This is a genomic window from Burkholderia sp. MS389, from assembly GCF_016899425.1.
GTDB classification, from domain to species: domain Bacteria; phylum Pseudomonadota; class Gammaproteobacteria; order Burkholderiales; family Burkholderiaceae; genus Burkholderia; species Burkholderia sola.
Genome location: NZ_CP045996.1, coordinates 297,241 through 314,274 on the forward strand (window position 1 = coordinate 297,241; position 17,034 = coordinate 314,274).

The window sequence follows — 17,034 nt, forward strand, 5'->3', positions numbered from 1 at the left end:
TACCGCCGGCTGTCATTCGACGGCCATTCACCCCATCACGAACGCGAACCGCCCGCGATCCGCGAGCGCGGTGTCGACTATCAACTGATTCCGTAACGTAAAGAAGCTTCAACTTGCTGACAGACGGAGGCGGCGGTTTGCATGGCCAGCAGACGCCGCGTGACGGATCGATCTTCGTGGATTGTCCACTAATTCGAGACAGCGAATCATGTTTTGGCATATTGATGATTTCAGGCGTGACAGTAGACTGCACCCGTGCTTCGCCAGAACCGGTCCGGAGCGCGCCGCCTGCCGCGGCGCCACCGGACGGATTCTTCGGTGGCAGACCAGATGGCTTGCCGTCCGATTGCGCGAAGAGCGATCCGTTGCCGCGATCGCGCGCCGATTCGGCGCGCAGCGGCACCGGACGCATCAAACCGTCAATTCAAGGGTGATTGCTATGCGTTACGTTTCGCTGGAGTCGAAGAAGGACGAGCTGCTGCTGGCCGCTCGCGTGCTGATGATGATCCTGTTCGTGCTGTTCGGCTGGCAGAAGCTGACCGGTTTCTCGGGCACGGTCGCGTACATGGCGTCGACCGGCAACCCGGCGCCCGAGCTGGCGGCCGCGATCGCGGTGGCGGTCGAGCTGGTGGGCGGCGTGCTGATCGCGATCGGCTTCTATACGCGTCCGCTCGCGCTGGCGTTCGCCGCCTATACGCTCGCGACCGCGCTGATCGGCCATCGCTACTGGGCGCTGCAGGGAATGGAGCAGTACATGGCGATGATCAACTTCTACAAGAACGTGAGCATCGTCGGCGGGCTGCTATTGCTCGCGTTGAGCGGGCCGGGGCGGTATTCGGTCGACCGGAAGTAACGCAGGGCGACGTTTCCGTTCGGTATCGGGAGCCCGGCGCGCGCGAGCGCGCCGGGTTTTGCCTTTTCGGGCGACGGAGAGATCGGTGCACATGTTCGCGACCGGATGCGAGCCAGTAGATCGAAGCGTTGCGCGGCGATCGTTCCTGCGATTCAATAGGCTCGATAATCCATTCGTTTCCCGTGATTGATCGCACCGATGCCAAACCCCTCTCCGTCGACCCTGCACAAAACCATCCTCCTCATCGGCGCCTCCGGCCTGCTCGGCCGCGCGGTTGCGGCCTCCCTGGCTCGCGAATCGTCGCTGACGCTGCTGGCAACCATCCGGAACCCGCAAACCGCCGGCGCGAAACTGCTCGCGTTGCCGCCGGAAAACGTCGCCGAGCTCGACGTTCTCGATCAGCCGTCCCTAGAACGCGTTTTCGAAACTCACCGACCGGCAGCGGTGATTCTCTGCGCCGCCGAACGCCGCCCCGACGTCTGCGAACGCGATCCGGCCGCCGCCCGCGCCATCAACGTCACCGCACCGGCCCGCGTCGGCGCGCTTGCCGCGCGATACGGCGCATGGACGCTCGGCATCTCGACCGACTACGTCTTCGACGGCAAGGCAGCCCCCTACGGCGAGGACGCCGCCCCGAACCCGCTGAACATCTACGGCCGCACCAAACTGGAAGGCGAGGCCGCGCTGCTGGCCGCCTCGCCGCTGTCGTGCGTGCTGCGCCTGCCGCTGCTCTTCGGCCCGATCGCCGACTGGAGCGAATCGGCCGTCACGAGCCTCGTGCCGGCCGTCGTCGCGTCGGCGCGGCCGGGCGCCGACGCGGTCGGCATGGACGCATGGGCGATCCGTTACCCGACCTACACGCCCGACGTTGCGCAGGTCATCCGCGACCTGACGCTGCGCCATCTCGCGGGTGAATCCGTCACGGGCATTCGCCATTGGTCGAGCGAGGAGCCGATGACGAAGTACGACATCGCGCAGCGTATCGCGGCCGCGCTCGGCATCGACGCGTCGCTCGCGCCGATCGCCCAGCCGACCGACGCGACGCCGCGCCCGTACGACTGCCATCTGGATGCCGCGCGCGTGCGCGCGCTCGGGATCGATTACGCGACGCCGTTCGATACTGCGTTGCGGTCCGTGCTGCGCGATGCGCCGCAGGCGCGGTAGGGTCGGCGTCCTTCACGGCTCACGATACCTCGCCGACATCCACTCGCCGATCCTCAGACGTGTTTCACGGTCGAGCGCAGCGGCGATCGAATTCAAAATTTGTCTAGTCATCCTTGAGATTCGATCAGTCGAATTGCACCAAACATGTGCCGGATTTCCCCGCAACGATGCACGCTAGACCCTTGAAATTAGGGGATTTCCCGCGTTTCCGCGGTTTTTATTGACCACGGCTTGCTTCGCTGTTTTTCTTCTTGCATGCTTGTATAGACAAATTCCTGAGGCGGCTTGCTGCACCGAAGGGATGGCGAACCTCAACGCAAGGAGAAATCTCGTGAACGGCAAGCGCATCAAGTGGGCAATCAGGACGATCGGCGTCATCGCGGCTGCGGCGGCCACTCTGGCGGCACCGGTACAGGCCAAGGAATGGAAGACGGTGACGGTCGCGCTCGAAGGCGGCTACGCGCCGTGGAACCTCACGCTGCCGGGCGGCAAGCTCGGCGGTTTCGAACCGGAACTGCTCGCCAACGTGTGCGAGCGGATCAAGGTGCAGTGCAACATGGTCGCGCAGGACTGGGACGGGATGATCCCCGGCCTGCAGGCCGGCAAGTTCGATATCCTGATGGATGCGATTTCCATCACGCCGGAGCGCGAAAAGATCCTGCTGTTCTCGCGTCCGTATGCGGCGACGCCGGCGACGTTCGCCGTCACCGATACGAAGATCCTGCCGAAGGCCGCGCCCGGCGCGCCGATCGTCAAGCTGACGGGCGACGCCAACGCGGACAAGCCGACCGTCGACACGCTGCGCAAGCAGCTGAAGGGCAAGACGATCGGTATCCAGTCGGGCACCGTCTACACGAAATTCATCAACGACAGCTTCAAGGACATCGCGTCGATCCGCGTGTACAAGACGTCGCCCGAACGCGATCTCGATCTGGTCGCGGGGCGCATCGATGCATCGTTCGACGACGTCACGTACTACGCGGCGAACAACGCGAAGAAGGACAACGCATCGATCGTGCTCGCGGGGCCGAAGCTCGGCGGCCCGATCTGGGGGCCGGGCGAGGGGCTCGCGTTTCGCAAGCAGGATGCCGACCTGAAGACGAAGTTCGATACGGCGATCGCCGCGGCGCTCGCGGACGGCACCGTGAAGAAGCTCGCCGACAAGTGGTTCAAGACCGACGTCACGCCGTAAGCGCACGTTCGGTCGCCGCCGCGTAAGGTCGTCGAACGACGCGCGGCGGCATGCATTCAGCCGGATTCACTCAACGCATGCAGGGAGGCACGCATGGAGATTCTTGAAATGCTCGGCTTCGGTACCGAAGGCTGGGGCGGTGTGCTGCTTCTCGCCGCATTGATGACGGTCGCGCTGACGCTCGCGGCGCTCGCGGTCGGCGCGGTGATCGGCGCGGCGATCGCGGCGGCGAAGCTGTCGCGCTACCGCACCCTGCGCCTGCTCGGCGATCTGTATACGACGGTATTTCGCGGCGTGCCCGAACTGCTCGTCATCTATCTGTTCTACTTCGGCGGCTCGACGCTCGTGACGGCCGTCGGCCAGTGGTTCGGCGCGGAAGGCTTCATCGGCGTGCCGCCGTTCGTGATCGGCGCGCTCGCGGTCGGGATGATCTCGGGCGCCTATCAGGCGGAGGTCTATCGCGCGGCGGTGCTCGCGGTGTCGAAGGGCGAACTCGAAGCGGCGCGCTCGATCGGCATGCCGCGCAGCATGGTGCTGCGGCGCATCCTGGTGCCGCAGGTGCTGCGCTTCGCGCTGCCCGGCATCGGCAACGTGTGGCAACTGAGCCTGAAGGACTCCGCACTGATCTCGGTCACCGGTCTCGCGGAGTTGCTGCGCACGAGCCAGATCGCCGCCAATTCGACGCACCAGTACTTCGTGTTCTTCGTCGCGGGCGGTGCGCTGTATCTGCTGATGACGGGCTTGTCGAACCGCGTGTTCAACCGGGCGGAAGCGATCGTCGGCCGGTCGTTCCGCCGCAATTTCGCGCGCAACTGACGGAGAACGGGCATGTCCATCGATTTCGCATTTCTCGTCGATACGCTGCGCCAGCTGCTCGCGGCCGTACCGACCACGCTCGGCCTGTTCTTCGCATCGCTCGTGCTCGGCGGCCTGCTGTCGCTCGTGATCGTCACGATGCGCGTGTCGCCGAGCTGGCTGCCGAACCGCTTCGCGCGCGCCTACATCCTGGTGTTTCGCGGCTCGCCGCTGCTGATCCAGATGTTCCTCGTGTATTACGGGCTCGGCCAGTTCGGCGTGATCCGCGACAGCTTCATGTGGCCGGTGCTGCGCGAGCCGTACGTCTGCGCGGTGCTGTCGCTGGCGCTGTGCACGGCCGGCTATACGGCCGAAATCCTGCGCGGCGGGTTGATGGCCGTACCGGTCGGGCAGATCGAGGCCGGCTATTCGATCGGCCTGTCGGGCTTCGCGCTGCTGCGGCGCGTGATCGGTCCGATCGCGCTGCGCCAGTGCCTGCCCGCGTACTCGACCGAGGCCGTGCTGCTCGTCAAGTCGACCGCGCTGGCGAGCCTCGTCACGGTGTGGGAAGTGACGGGCGTCGCGCAGCAGATCATTCAGCAAACCTACCGGACGACCGAGGTGTTCGTCTGCGCGGCCCTCATCTATCTGGGCCTGAACTTCATCGTCGTGCGCCTGCTCGGCGCGCTCGAATGGCGGCTCTCCGGGCACCTGCGTGCGCCGAAGCCGTCCGGTGCGTCCGCCGCGGCGGCGCGCAATCCTCAGCGCGCCGCCTCCTGAGCGCCCCGTCCTTTCAAAGAGAATCCGATGAACACCACTGCTCCCGTTGCGCTGTCGGTCAGAAACATCCACAAGTCGTTCGGCGATCATCACGTGTTGAAGGGCATTTCGCTCGACGCGCACGAGGGTGACGTCATCTCGATCCTCGGCGCGAGCGGATCGGGCAAGAGCACGTTCCTGCGCTGCCTGAACCTGCTCGAGACGCCCGACGACGGCTCCGTCGCGCTCGCGGGCGAAGAGCTGGCGATGAAGCGCGCGCGCGACGGCAAGCTGCATCCGAGCGACCGGCGCCAGGTCGACCGGATTCGCTCGCAGCTCGGGATGGTGTTTCAGAACTTCAACCTGTGGTCGCACATGACGGTGCTCGACAACCTCGTCGAGGGGCCGCTGCGCGTGCAGAAGCGCAGTCGCGCGGAAGCGGTGGAGGAGGCCGAGGCGCTGCTCGCACGCGTCGGTCTCGCGGACAAGCGCGGCTACTATCCCGCACACCTGTCGGGCGGCCAGCAGCAACGCGTCGCGATTGCCCGCGCGCTGGCGATGCATCCGAAGGTGATGCTGTTCGACGAACCGACGTCGGCGCTCGACCCGGAGCTGGTCGGCGAGGTGCTGCGCGTGATGCGCTCGCTCGCGGAAGAGGGGCGCACGATGCTGGTCGTCACGCATGAAATGGGTTTCGCGCGCCACGTGTCGAATCGCGTGATGTTCCTGCATCAGGGCGAGGTCGATACGGACGGGACGCCCAATGAAGTGTTCGGCGGGCAGACCTCCGAGCGCTTCCGGCAATTCGTGTCGAGCCACCACGACCGCACCACGAACTGAGGCTGCCATGACCGTATTCCGTGCGGCGCAGCCGCTTGACTGGCGGCAGGTGGCGGCGGTGGCGGCCGGCGAGCCGCTGGCGTTGGCCGACGACGCGCGCGCGCGGGTCGTGGCCGCTCGCGAACTCGTCGACGAGATCGTCGCGCGCGGGATTCGCGCCTATGGCGTCAATACCGGCGTCGGCGCGCTGTGCGACGTGATCGTATCGCCGGCCCAGCAGAGCACGCTGTCGCACAACATCCTGATGAGTCATGCGGTAGGCGTCGGCATGCCGCTCGGCGCGGCCGAAACGCGCGCGATCATCGCGGCCGCGATCAACAACTATGCGCACGGTCATTCGGGTGTCCGGGCCGACGTCGTCGAACAGCTCGTCGCGCTGCTGGAGCACGATTGCCTGCCCGAAGTGCCGGCGCACGGCTCGGTCGGGTACCTGACCCACATGGCGCACGTCGCGCTCGTCTGCGTCGGGCACGGCCATGCGCGCCATCGCGGCGAACGCGTGCGCGGCGACGAGGCGCTGCGGCGCATCGGCCGCGAACCGCTCGTCCTCGGTGCGAAGGAGGGGTTGAGCCTCGTCAACGGGACGCCGTGCGTCACGGGGCTGGCCGCGCTCGCGCTGGTTCGCGCCGAACGGTTGCTCGACTGGGCCGACTGGATCGCGGCGATGAGTTTCGAGAACCTCGGCGGGCAGCTCGCCGCATTCGATCCGGCTTCGCTCGCGCTGCGGATTTCGCCCGGTATCGGGCAGGTCGGCGCCCGTTTGCGTGCATTGCTGGCGGACAGCGGCATGCTCGTCGCGGCGAGCGGCCGGCATACGCAGGATCCGCTCAGCCTGCGCACGATTCCGCACGTGCACGGCGCGGCGCGCGACGTGTTCGACGTCACGGCGGAGGTCGTCGATCGCGAACTCGCGTCCGTCACCGACAATCCGATCGTCGCCGGCACGCGGGAGGCGCCGGCCGTGCATTCGCAGGCGCATGCGGTCGGCGCGGGCATCGCGCTCGCGATGGATAGCCTCGCGGCGGCGATGGCCCAGGTCGCCGCGATCGCGGAGCGGCGTCTCGACCGGCTCGTGAATCCGCTCGTCAGCGGGCTGCCGGCGTTTCTTGCCGCGCCGGGCGGCAGTTGCTCGGGGTTCATGATCGCGCAGTACACGGCGGTCGCGCTGGTCGCGCAGAATCAGCGGCTTGCCGCGCCGGCGAGCCTCGACGGCGGTATCACGTCGGGGCTGCAGGAAGATCACCTGTGTCACGCGACGCCGGCCGCGCTGAAGGCGCTCGACATCATCGAGAATACGACGCGCGTGCTCGCGATCGAGCTGCTGGCCGCCGCGCAGGCGTACGACCTGCAGCCGGCCGAAACGGCGCGGGCCGCATCGACCGACGCGCTGTGGCGGCAGGTGCGCGAACGCGTGCCGGCGTATCACGACGACCGGCCGCTCGCGGACGATATCGCGATCGCGGCCGGCATCGTCGCCGGTGCGCCGCCGTCGTTGCAGTGACGACGGTCGAGGACGGGCCGATCACCCCACATTCATCCGGTCGAGGGCGCATGAGCGAAACTGAACGCAGACTTTCCGCACGGCCTGCGAAGGCATCGGTCGACACCGTACCGGCGCGGGCGCTGCCGGCCTATCAGCAGATCAAGCGCTACGTCGTCGAGCGCATCGCGCAGGGCGACTGGAAGCCCGGCGCCGCGATCCCGACCGAGGCGGAACTGGTCAAGGAATTCGGCGTGGCGCGGATGACGGTGTCGCGCGCGCTGCGCGAACTGACGGCCGAGCGCGTGCTGACGCGCATCCAGGGCGCCGGCACGTTCGTCGAGCGCCGGCATTACGAATCGACGGTGCTGGAGATCCGCAACATCGCGGACGAGATCGCCGAGCGCGGCCATCGGCACAGTGCGCGCGTGCTGATGATCGAGCGCAGCGTCGACCCGGATGCGATCGACGCGCTCGGACTGCGCGCGGGGCCCGTGTTTCATTCGCGGATCGTGCATTACGAGGAGGACGAACCGATCCAGTTCGAGGATCGCTACGTCAATCCGGCCTTGTTTCCCGCGTATCTGGAGCAGGACTTCACGATCGAGACGCCGAACCATTACATGGTGCGACTGGCGCCGATCCAGCGTGCGGAGTTCCAGATCTACGCGGAGAAGCCCAATGCGCAGGTGCGCCGGCATCTCGTGATGGAAATCGGTGAACCGTGTCTGCTGCTGCGACGCCGGACGTGGGTCGGCGAGCAGGTCGCCACGTCGGTCAGGCTGTGGCATCCGGCGTCGCGGTTTCATCTGGCGGGCAACATGTAGGGAAGCAGGGTGGCGCTGGGCGGAGCGGGCCGTTTGCCGCTTCGGCCGGCGCGTCGGGAAATCGGGCGACCGCATCGCGATGCCGCCGCGCATCGCGCGTCGTCCGGCTCGATTTGACACCCGGCGTCGTCGCCGATTAAAGTCGCGACGCGGGGCGGCGGGTCAAGCACACGCCCGGAACAGGCAGCCGATGTTCCAGGACTACGGGGCTACCCCGTGGATCAGATCGATACGCCGATGCGTCGCAAGTGCGCATGTTGCGCGTTGCGCAACGACTGCACTCGCAGTACCAGCCACGTTGGCTCATCGTCCCGCCCCTCTTCGTCCATGCACTCATCCCTGCGCGACACCACCCGTACGATTGCCGACGCGATGCTCGCCGGTTCGCCCGAGCGCGACGGCGTCGTCGCGCGGATGGCGGCCGTGCTCGGCGACGCGCCGCCGTGGACGTACGAATGCGCGGACGTCGCGCTCGTCCGCTTCGCCGCGAACTGGGCCGATACCGACACCGACGTGCTCGCGGCGGTCCTTGCCGACGCGCCCGCGTTCGTGCGTGCATGGTATGGCGACCGTCGGCCGGCGGTGATTCGCATCGTGCGCCGGCCGCTGGTGCAGCGACCGCCGCCGGCGCCGCTCGCCGGCTGCGACGTGCCGCAATGGCCGACGCCCGGCGATCTCGCCAGCTGGCTCGGCATCAGCACGTCGGCACTCGACTGGCTGTCCGATCATTGGCGCGTCGACGCGCGCGGCAGCGCCACGCCGCTGCATCACTACACGTACGTCCCGGTCGACAAGCGCAGCGGCGGGTGCCGCCTCGTCGAAATCCCGAAGGGGCGGCTGCGCGAAGCGCAGCGCCGCATCCTGCACGAGCTGCTCGATCGCATCGCGCCGCATGGCGCGGTACACGGTTTTCGCAAGGGGCACGGGATCGTGTCGTTCGCGGCGCCGCATGCGGATCGCGACGTCGTCGTGCGCTTCGACCTCGCGGATTTCTTCGTGTCGGTGCGCGCCGCGCGCGTCCATGCGCTGTTCGCGACGCTCGGGTATCCGGCCGAAGTCGCGCGCACGCTCACCGGGCTGTGCACCAATCGCGTGCCGTCGGCACGGCTGCTCGCGCCGGACCTGCGCGACCGGTTCGACTGGATCGGCCGCCAGCGCTATCGCGAACGGCATCTGCCGCAGGGTGCGCCGACGTCGCCGGCGCTCGCGAACCTGTGCGCGTTCCGGTTCGACATGCGGCTCGCCGCGCTCGCGCGTTCGCTCGATGCGACCTACACGCGCTATGCGGACGATCTCGCGTTTTCCGGCGGCGATGCGCTGGCGCGCGACGTCGAGCGGCTGCAAATCCGGGTCGCCGCGATCGCATTCGAGGAAGGCTTCGCGCTGCAATTGCGCAAGACGCGCGTGATGCCGCGCGGCACGCGGCAGCAACTGGCCGGCGTGGTCGTCAACCGCCATCCGAACCTGGCGCGCGACGCGTTCGATCGCCTGAAGGCCATCCTGACCAACTGCATCCGGCATGGCCCGGCGTCGCAGAATCGCGACGCGCATCCGGATTTTCGCGCGCATCTGGCCGGACGCGTCGCGCATGCGACCGCGCTGAATGCGGCGCGCGGCGCGAAGCTGCGCACGCTGTTCGACCGGATCGCATGGGACGCCGGCAGCGAAAACCGCTGAACCGTCGGGCCCGAATCGACTCCGGTCAGCGACTTCTGCAACACGACGCCGCGCACTGCTATCATTCGCGCCATGCCGCGCCCGTGTCAGGGGCGGCGAATCACTTGCCGCCGCCGTTCGTCCCGTGCATGCGTACGCGGCGTGCCGCCCGTTGCCGGCCTGGTCCTGCCTGTCAGTGACGCACGACGTCGTTTGGTGCGCGTCGCGCAAATCATGCCGGCTCAGGTGGACGATTCACCGATTTGACAGCCCCTATGGGCGGAACTTCGTGGTAGGTTCGGCCATCGGAGCTTTTTGCAAAAACATGCCCAAAGAGGATGAATACATGACCCAGGCCCTGCAGGAACTCGAAGCACAACTTCGGGACCTGAACATCAAGCTGTCAGAGGCGAAGCAGAAGGAGAAGCAAGCCGCGCTCGCGGCCTTCAAGGAACAGGTCGAACTGTTGGGAATTTCGCAGCAGGAAGTGCTGAGCGCGCTCGGCTACATCGTCCAGCGCAAGCGCAAGGCGCCTGCCAAGTACTACGATCCGTCGACCGGCCGCTCGTGGTCCGGGCGCGGCCCGCGGCCGAAATGGCTCGAAGGCAAGGATCTCGACACGCTCGCCGTCGACCGCGAGGCGAGGACCTGGTGGCCGGGCGACGATCAGGGCTGAAGCCCGCCGCGCCGCAAGGCCATCCGGCGCCGGCCGGTTCGCGCAGGCGGGCCGGCCGGCTGTCTTTCATTCGGTGTCCGGCCTGATCGCGACATCGTCGGCCTCGCCGCCGTACCGGATCGACGTTTTCTCCTTTCCTTTTCCGTTTCCGCGCATTGCCCGCCGTTTCGCGTCCGCCGTCCGGCCAGCTGCGATCACGTCCGCTGATCTCAACCGCCAGCCGGCCCCGGCCGGCTGAAGCGCTGCTCGACCACTTCGGTCCCCCACTGCGTGCCCGCGGATTCGCTCGTCAGCGCAAAGCCGAACGACTCGTATAGATGACGTGCGGCATCGAGCCCCTTGAAGGTCCACAGATAGGTCTCGCGAAACCGGTGCTCGTCGACGAAACGCATCGCCAGCGTCATCAGCCGACGCCCGACGCCCGAGCCGCGCAACGCGTCGTTGACGATGAACCAGCGCAGGTGCGCGACGCCCGTCGCCGGGTCGCCGTCGATCGCGAGCGACGCGAGCGTCCGGCCGTCTGCCTCGCACAGCCAGAGCGCCTTGCCGTCGGCCGGCAGCGCGCCCGCGAAGGCGGCCAGCTCGGTCGCCACCCGCTGTTCGAAGAACGCGCCGAAACCCCAGTGCTCCGCATAGAAGCGTGCATGCAGGCTCGCGATATCGCCGATGCAGCCCGGCCGATAGCCTTCGCGAACCGACGGCGCATCGGCCGGCGCGACGCTCGCCCTGGCCGCGTTGTCCTGCGCGAGCGCATCGGCATACAGCGCGAGCGAACGCAGCAGCGCCTGCTGGTCGGCCGGAATCATGCGGCGCAGCGCATTCGACACCTGATCGGTCGCGAACGTGTCGATTCTTTTTTGGAGCTTTTTGCCTTCGGCGGTCAGGTACAGCTCGATCGCACGCGCATCCTCGGTCGACACGCGCCGCTCCACGATACCGGCCGCTTCGAGCCGCGCGAGTTGCCGGCTCGTGTTCGATTTGTCGAGCCGCAGGATGGCGCCGAGATCCTTCGCGTTGATGCCGGGCGCCATCCCGATCTCGAGGATCGCATGCACGGCCGACGGCGCCCAGTCGCTGTCGGCCAGCGTCGCGCGCATGAAGCCGAGCTCGCGCACCAGTTTGCGCGAAAAGTCGCGCAGCTCGAGGATGGTTGCGTCGCGCGGCTTGGCCGGTGCGTCGATGAGGTCCATGGTTTGCTCCCGAACGGTTGCGTATCGCAATCAATAATAGTTGCGGGTCGCAACTTGAGCAAGGCGATTTTCACGTGGATCGGTTGTTTCGACGCGGCGAAGTGGCCGCATACTGGGCGGCGCGGGCCGACCTGCGAACAGGGGTGTCGATCGACCCACGATCGACGACCGCGGACCACGGAGATCACGTTGACGTTTTCCTCTCCCTAAAGGGAGAGGATTCCCACACCTGGCGATGCACGTCCGCATCGGAGAATGTTCAGCGCAGCGTTGATATCACGATCATGTTCGACACCACAGTCACTGCAGGTCCATTCTCTTATTCTCAGTCCCGCGATACCTTTCGGTCGCGTCGTGCTGTCTTTCGACCCGCACGCCGAACAGGACTGGGTCGAACCGCTTTCGTCCACTTCCTCGAACGTGGCTCCGTGCGCGATCGCTTTGTAGCGGAGCTTGTTCCGGAAGGACGACCAGGACGCGTCGTAGACGCTTTTTGCCATCCTGGTTCTGGCAAGTTTGACGGCCGACACGTTGCCGACCGCGATGTAATCGAACCGCCGCACCAGATCGAGCGCGAGCTTGTGTTGAAAATCGGCACGGGCATTCGCGACCTTGGCGTGCAGCTTCGCGATATGCCGCTTGTGCTTTCGCGCCCGTTGCGCTTTCGCCAGCTTTTCCGCCGCGCGTCGACCGAACTGGTCATTGGGCAGTTTCTCGCCGGTCGAAAGTGTGGCGAAGTCTTTCAGGCCGAGATCGATGCCGACGCCGGAACGGATCGGACGAGCCTGAACATCCGGCATCTCGATCACGATGTTCAAGAACCAATTGCCGCGCGCATCCTGCGCAAAGTTGGTTCCATCCTTGATCTTGCCTTCGGGAAGCGGTCGGCTGTTGAACACGCGGAAGGTGTTGCCGGCAAAGCGAAACGCGTCGCCTTCGCGCTTCAGGTCGCGGCCCTTCAGCGGCACCCAGCCCAGCGATTTCCTGCCGCGATAGCGCAGGTAGGGCCGACGGTACTGACTGCGCGACTTCGCATATTGCTCGCACGTCGCGTTGACCGTGCCGGAGTGGATGCCGAGTTCCTTGCTGCTGCCAGTCGTCAGCACGTTCAGATCGAATCCCGTCGGCCACTTCTTGCCCCACTTGAGCGCGTGCTTCTGCGTGTCATTGCAGAAGTTCCAGACGTAGTTCACCGCACGGCTCTGCTTGTTGAGCAGTCCGTTGAGCGACTTCACGCGGTAGCGGTAGACAAGGATCATGCAAGTGATCCTAACCCGTGGAAGAAGCTGCCTGTCAACTGCACTCCTTTCCTCCCCGTCCTGAAGGACGGGGTTTCTCGGAGCAACTGATGAACAAGCTGCTGCCGATGACGATCGCGTTGCTTGCCGGGAGCGGCATCGGGGCGGTGCCGCTCCACGCGGCCGGCACCATGGACGCGCTGCCATGCAGCGCCGCGCATGCGGCGGACCCGGGCGGCGGGAAGGCCGCGATGCCGGACACGTCGGTCCGCAGCTTCTCGACCGCCGGCTGTTCGGGCGCGGTGTTGCAGGGAGACCGCGCCACCGCGACGGTCAACGGCGACAGGGTCGAGTTGCGCGACGGCGTCGTCTATGTGAACGGCCGGTCCTATGGCGCGGTCACGCCCGCGCAGACGGTCGAATACGAGGTCGCGCGCGACCGGCGCACGTTGAAGGTCGACGGGAAAATCCGCACGCCGCTGCGCTGATGCGTACCGATTCGGTAGGCGGCAACCGCGACGTGCGATGCGGTTGCCGGATCGCCACGCCGGCGCGCGTCCTATTCGACGAGCGTCAGCCGGCCGTCGCTGAGCCGCACTTCGCGCCCCACCCACGCCGCGTCGACGCGCGGCAGCACGGCCGACGGCTTGCGCAGTTCGCGCAGCAGCGTCGCGCCGTGCGACAGCCGGCCGCCCATGCGCGCGATCACCGCCCGGGCGGCCTGGTACCGCGCGTGCCGGCCCGGGTCGAGCGTGTCTTCGAGCAGGATGTCGCGGCCGAGCACGCCCTGCGTGTCACCCGGATAGATCATGAAGCCGGCGGCCTCGTCGGTGCCTTCGCTGCCGTCCTGCCAGAAGCTGCCGTTGCGATCGCGGCGCTCGGGGTGCGGTGCGAACCACGTGTCGCGGTCGGCGGCCGGCATCGCGTGATGCAGGCGGAAGAACACGCGCATCAGGTTGTCGCGATACCACTCGCGCACCTGCAGATACCAGCCGCGCATGCCGGGCGCGCCGAGCGCGTGCAGTACGCGGACCGGCAGCGGCCAGTCGGGAAACGGCTGCAGCGGCAGGTCGGCGGCCGGTGGCCGCGCGGTGCCCGGATCGGTTTCCCACGGCAGGCGGTGCGGGCTGTCGTCGAGCTGGCCGTACGCGGTCGGCGGACGCCCCCACAGGGCGCCGCCGCTGCTCGCCAGCGATGACGCGATGCACAGGTTGCCCTGCACGACGAACACGTAGAAGCGCGTGAACCAGTCGGCCAGTTGCTGGCCGTCGGCGCGCCGTTCGACGAGCGTCGCCAGTTCCCGGTCGAAGCGTTCCAGGCCGCGCGCGAGCGTCGGCAGGTGCCCGCGCGCGACGCGCAGCATCCGCCAGAACACCGGCAGCGCACGCAGCAGGCGCAGCGCTCGCCAGCGCAGCGGCGGCGTCGCACCGCCGATCTCGCCGCTGTAGTGGGCGGCCGACACGCCCCAGTCCGAGAGACGCGCGAGGAACAGGTCGTTGTTGATGTACGACGCGCCGCCGTACAGCGCGGTGAACGGTTCGTTGTCGCGCAGCACGCGTGCGTCCCAGCGCGCCATGATGGCCGGGATGCTGCCGGCCGCCCGCCGTTGCGCATATTCGACGAGCCGGCTCGGCTGCGGCGGCAGGATCTCCGCGATGTTCGCGGCGGTCAGGTGACGATGCCAGCCGTAGGTGCTGATCGGACGGTACTGCAGCAGCCACAGCTGCGCACCGTCCCACGCCCATTCGACGTCGCCCGGCACGTAATGGAACGCGCGCAGCACCCGTTGCAGGAACGCCCACAGCTGCTGCGCGGTCAGGCCGTGCGCGGTCGCGAACGTGCCGCGCTGCCACGGCTCGCCGAGCCGCGACAGAATCGCGCGCTGCGGGCTGGCCTGCCCGTCGGCGAGCGTTTCGAGGTGACCTTCGACCCATTCGACTTCGATCGCGAGATGGCGCACGAACGCGATACCCGACAGCACGGGCGTGATGAAGCGCTGCACGACGGCTTCCTCGAGGCCCCCGTCGAGCAGTTCGGCCACGCGCGCGGCCGCTTGCGATGCCGGTACGCGCAGGAACGTCGTGTGCAGGCCCGCGTTCGCCGCATCGGCCTGGTCTTCGCCATGGCTCGACGACCGGATCGCCCACTCGGCGTCCGGCTGGCTCGCGAGAAAGCCGGGCAGGCGCGGATCGTCGGCAGCGGTCAGCGACAGCGCGGGCGGCACCGGCAGCCCGGCCATCGCGGCCAGCGCGAGGCGCCCGCCTTTGGTATGCGCGACGAAGCCCGTGTCGTCTCCTTCGAGCCACTGCGCGAACGCCGCCGGCGCATCGATCCACGGATAGTGTCCCCAGCCGGGCTCCAGCGTGACGGTCAGGTCGGCGCGCGCGAGGATCGCCGACCACGCGGCGGCCTGCCCGACGCCGAGCACCGCATCCTGGCCGCCCCACACGAGTTCGATGCGATCGGTGACCCACTCGAGCAGCGGCAGCGCGGTATCGGCGCGCACGAGATCCCAGTGCGGCACGAACGCGCGGCAACGGGCATAGCCGGCGCCCATGCGGCGATACTGCGCGGACGTCCAGGTCCGGTTCGAGAACTTGCGGGCGAACAGCGCCGGGTAGTGCGCGAGCAGCCAGTGGATGGTCTTGCGCAGCGGCTTCGGCGCCATCAGTTTCGGCAGGCGCCGCTCCCACAGGAACGCGCCGACCGGGGCGAGCAGTACGCTGCGGCCGAAGTGGCCGGGGCGCCGCTGCAACGCGTGCAGGACCACCAGCGCATTCACGCCGACCGCCATGATCGCGTGCCCGGGTTCGGTCGCGTCCAGCAGCGCCTGCGCATAGGCGGCGAGATCCTCGCACGGCGGCGCGGGATGATCGCCGAAGCCCGGCAGTTCGAGCGGCACGGGGCGATAGCGCCGGAAGTGGGGCAGCGCGTCGTCCCACCAGTCGGCTGCGCTGCCGTTGCCGGCGAGGAGGTACAGGATCGGTTGGCTCATGAAGGCTTCGTCGGTCGACGATCGTCGCGATTGCCGCGGTTGTCGTTGGTATTGCCCGGTGCGAGTGGAATGGAAGCGTGGCCCCGCTCGGATGGATGGTGGGGCATTCTACGCGAGTCGATTTACGTCAATTTGCCGTTTGTTTGGGTCTCGCGCGGCGTCTTGCCGGTCCAGCGCCGGTACGCATGACGGAAGCTGCGCGGCTCGCTGTCGCCGAGCCGCTCCGCGATCTCGGCGACCGTCAGCGCGTGATCGTCGAGCAACCGCACGGCGTCGTCGCGACGCACGTCGTCGAGCAGCGACTGGAACGTGATGCCGTCCTTGTCGAGCCGACGGCGCAGCGTGCGTTCGGTCGGGTGCAGCGCATCGGCGAGCGTGCCGCCGATCAGCGTTCTTCCGGATCCGTTGCGGCCGCATCGAGTGCCGCAACGGATCCGGCGGCCGCGCGCCTGCGGATCTCGGAATCGAGGATCAACCGTCCGCGCAGCTTGCCTTTCATCCGCTTCACGTGCTTGGGCGCCTCGGTCATGTGCTCGACCATCAGCGCCCGGACGCGCTCGGCATCGCGCTCGCGCGCGGCCTGCAGGATCGCCTTGTGGATCGACACGTTCGCTTCGCCGAAGCGCTTGTGCTCGACGAGCGGCGTGTCGTTCCGGAACTCGATCAACTGCCGGATCATCTCGTTGATCAGTTCGCAGCTGAAGCGCAGGAACGGATTCGGATTCGCGGCCGCGAGGATGTCGTGGAACGTCGTGTCTTCCTGCCGCTGACGCAGCATGTGGCCGCGATCGTGCACGCTCGACGCGCCGTCGCAGCACGCGATGTTCGCCTCCAGCGCCGCGAAGTCGCGCTCGCTTAGATGCGGCACGGCGCCGGCGGCCAGCTCGGGTTCGAGCAGCTTGCGCACCGTATAGATGTCGTCGATCGTCACGTCCTTGAAGAACAGGTAGTTCTGCAGCAGCTGAAGCGTGCGGTCGAGCGGCACCTCGACGACCATCCCGCCGCCCGACGGCCCCGTCGTGACCTTGATGAGCCCCTGCACCTCAAGCGACTTCAGCGCCTCGCGGATCGTGCTCTTGCTCACCGCGTAGAGCTGCTGCAGCTCGGCCTCGCGCGGCAGGCGGTCACCCGGCTTCAGGTCCTTCTCGGTGATCAGCCGCTTGATCTCCTCGGCGACCAGATCGGCCCGCTTCGGCTGCTTGATTTCGACCGCGAGGCCCGCCCTGGCTCGGTCCATGACCATCTTCACGACTCCTTTGTGTGGCTGCGCGCCGCGTCATCGTCGACGACCGGTGCCGGCGCGGGTACGGAATTTTGCCTGATTGACACCAATTTTGATCAACTCTAGCATCAGGTTCATTCTATTTAT

The 17,034-nt window shown here is 67.3% G+C and carries 15 protein-coding genes and 1 pseudogene; 11 read left to right on the forward strand and 5 right to left on the reverse strand.

The annotated features are described in order from the left end of the window. Window positions 1-439: 439 nt before the first annotated feature. The 10 genes from GJG85_RS30940 (at window position 440) to GJG85_RS30985 (ending at window position 10,242) form a co-directional block, all read left to right on the forward strand. Window positions 440-853 (forward strand): DoxX family protein, encoded by a 414-nt coding sequence (locus GJG85_RS30940; RefSeq protein WP_050016574.1) that lies wholly within the window; start codon window positions 440-442, stop codon window positions 851-853. A gap of 198 nt (window positions 854-1,051) precedes the next feature. Continuing rightward, window positions 1,052-2,017, forward strand: a complete 966-nt coding sequence (locus tag GJG85_RS30945) for an SDR family oxidoreductase (protein WP_089490195.1) — start codon at window positions 1,052-1,054, stop codon at window positions 2,015-2,017. A 331-nt stretch (window positions 2,018-2,348) separates the two neighbouring features. Then, window positions 2,349-3,209, forward strand: coding sequence for a transporter substrate-binding domain-containing protein (locus GJG85_RS30950; RefSeq protein ID WP_050016577.1), 861 nt, complete (start codon window positions 2,349-2,351; stop codon window positions 3,207-3,209). A 93-nt stretch (window positions 3,210-3,302) separates the two neighbouring features. Further along, entirely contained in the window at window positions 3,303-4,025 is a 723-nt protein-coding gene (locus GJG85_RS30955; protein ID WP_050016578.1) for an ABC transporter permease subunit, read from the forward strand. 12 nt (window positions 4,026-4,037) lie between these two features. Beyond that, complete coding sequence (locus tag GJG85_RS30960) at window positions 4,038-4,784, forward strand: ABC transporter permease subunit (RefSeq protein WP_050016580.1); 747 nt, start codon at window positions 4,038-4,040, stop codon at window positions 4,782-4,784. Window positions 4,785-4,811: 27 nt separating this feature from the next. Beyond that, the gene (locus GJG85_RS30965) at window positions 4,812-5,603 is read left to right on the forward strand and encodes an ATP-binding cassette domain-containing protein (RefSeq protein WP_050016582.1); all 792 of its coding nucleotides are present in this window, start codon (window positions 4,812-4,814) and stop codon (window positions 5,601-5,603) included. A 7-nt stretch (window positions 5,604-5,610) separates the two neighbouring features. Next, window positions 5,611-7,104 (forward strand): histidine ammonia-lyase, encoded by a 1,494-nt coding sequence (hutH, locus tag GJG85_RS30970; RefSeq protein WP_050016584.1) that lies wholly within the window; start codon window positions 5,611-5,613, stop codon window positions 7,102-7,104. Between the two features lie 50 nt (window positions 7,105-7,154). Further along, window positions 7,155-7,910 carry a histidine utilization repressor gene (gene hutC, locus GJG85_RS30975; RefSeq protein WP_050016586.1) on the forward strand — a complete coding sequence of 252 codons (756 nt, stop codon included), beginning with the start codon at window positions 7,155-7,157 and terminating at the stop codon, window positions 7,908-7,910. Between the two features lie 327 nt (window positions 7,911-8,237). After that, entirely contained in the window at window positions 8,238-9,587 is a 1,350-nt protein-coding gene (locus GJG85_RS30980; protein WP_204384720.1) for a reverse transcriptase family protein, read from the forward strand. Window positions 9,588-9,912: 325 nt separating this feature from the next. Beyond that, on the forward strand, window positions 9,913-10,242 hold the full coding sequence (locus GJG85_RS30985) for an H-NS histone family protein (RefSeq protein ID WP_050016590.1): 330 nt from the start codon (window positions 9,913-9,915) through the stop codon (window positions 10,240-10,242). Window positions 10,243-10,451: 209 nt separating this feature from the next. Here GJG85_RS30985 and GJG85_RS30990 read toward each other — a convergent pair whose 3' ends face one another. Both GJG85_RS30990 and GJG85_RS30995 read right to left on the reverse strand, forming a co-directional pair. Continuing rightward, a complete protein-coding gene (locus tag GJG85_RS30990) occupies window positions 10,452-11,432 on the reverse strand; it encodes a helix-turn-helix domain-containing GNAT family N-acetyltransferase (protein ID WP_089490133.1) in 981 nt (326 codons plus the stop codon). Window positions 11,433-11,638: 206 nt separating this feature from the next. After that, a complete protein-coding gene (locus GJG85_RS30995) occupies window positions 11,639-12,691 on the reverse strand; it encodes an RNA-guided endonuclease TnpB family protein (RefSeq protein ID WP_060733338.1) in 1,053 nt (350 codons plus the stop codon). Window positions 12,692-12,780: 89 nt separating this feature from the next. On the opposite strand from GJG85_RS30995, the gene GJG85_RS31000 reads away from it, so the two are divergent. Continuing rightward, window positions 12,781-13,158 (forward strand): sugar ABC transporter ATPase, encoded by a 378-nt coding sequence (locus tag GJG85_RS31000; RefSeq protein ID WP_204384804.1) that lies wholly within the window; start codon window positions 12,781-12,783, stop codon window positions 13,156-13,158. A gap of 71 nt (window positions 13,159-13,229) precedes the next feature. Here the strand turns inward: GJG85_RS31000 and GJG85_RS31005 are convergent, their stop codons facing one another. From GJG85_RS31005 to GJG85_RS31015, 3 genes and pseudogenes are all read right to left on the reverse strand, one after another. Then, window positions 13,230-15,665, reverse strand: a complete 2,436-nt coding sequence (locus GJG85_RS31005; RefSeq protein ID WP_179233196.1) for a PEP-utilizing enzyme — start codon at window positions 15,663-15,665, stop codon at window positions 13,230-13,232. Window positions 15,666-15,787: 122 nt separating this feature from the next. Next, window positions 15,788-16,039 (reverse strand): annotated as a pseudogene (locus tag GJG85_RS31010) (helix-turn-helix transcriptional regulator); the annotation flags it as partial. Between the two features lie 11 nt (window positions 16,040-16,050). Further along, window positions 16,051-16,908, reverse strand: a complete 858-nt coding sequence (locus GJG85_RS31015; protein ID WP_089490193.1) for an FCD domain-containing protein — start codon at window positions 16,906-16,908, stop codon at window positions 16,051-16,053. Between the last annotated feature and the right edge of the window lie 126 nt (window positions 16,909-17,034).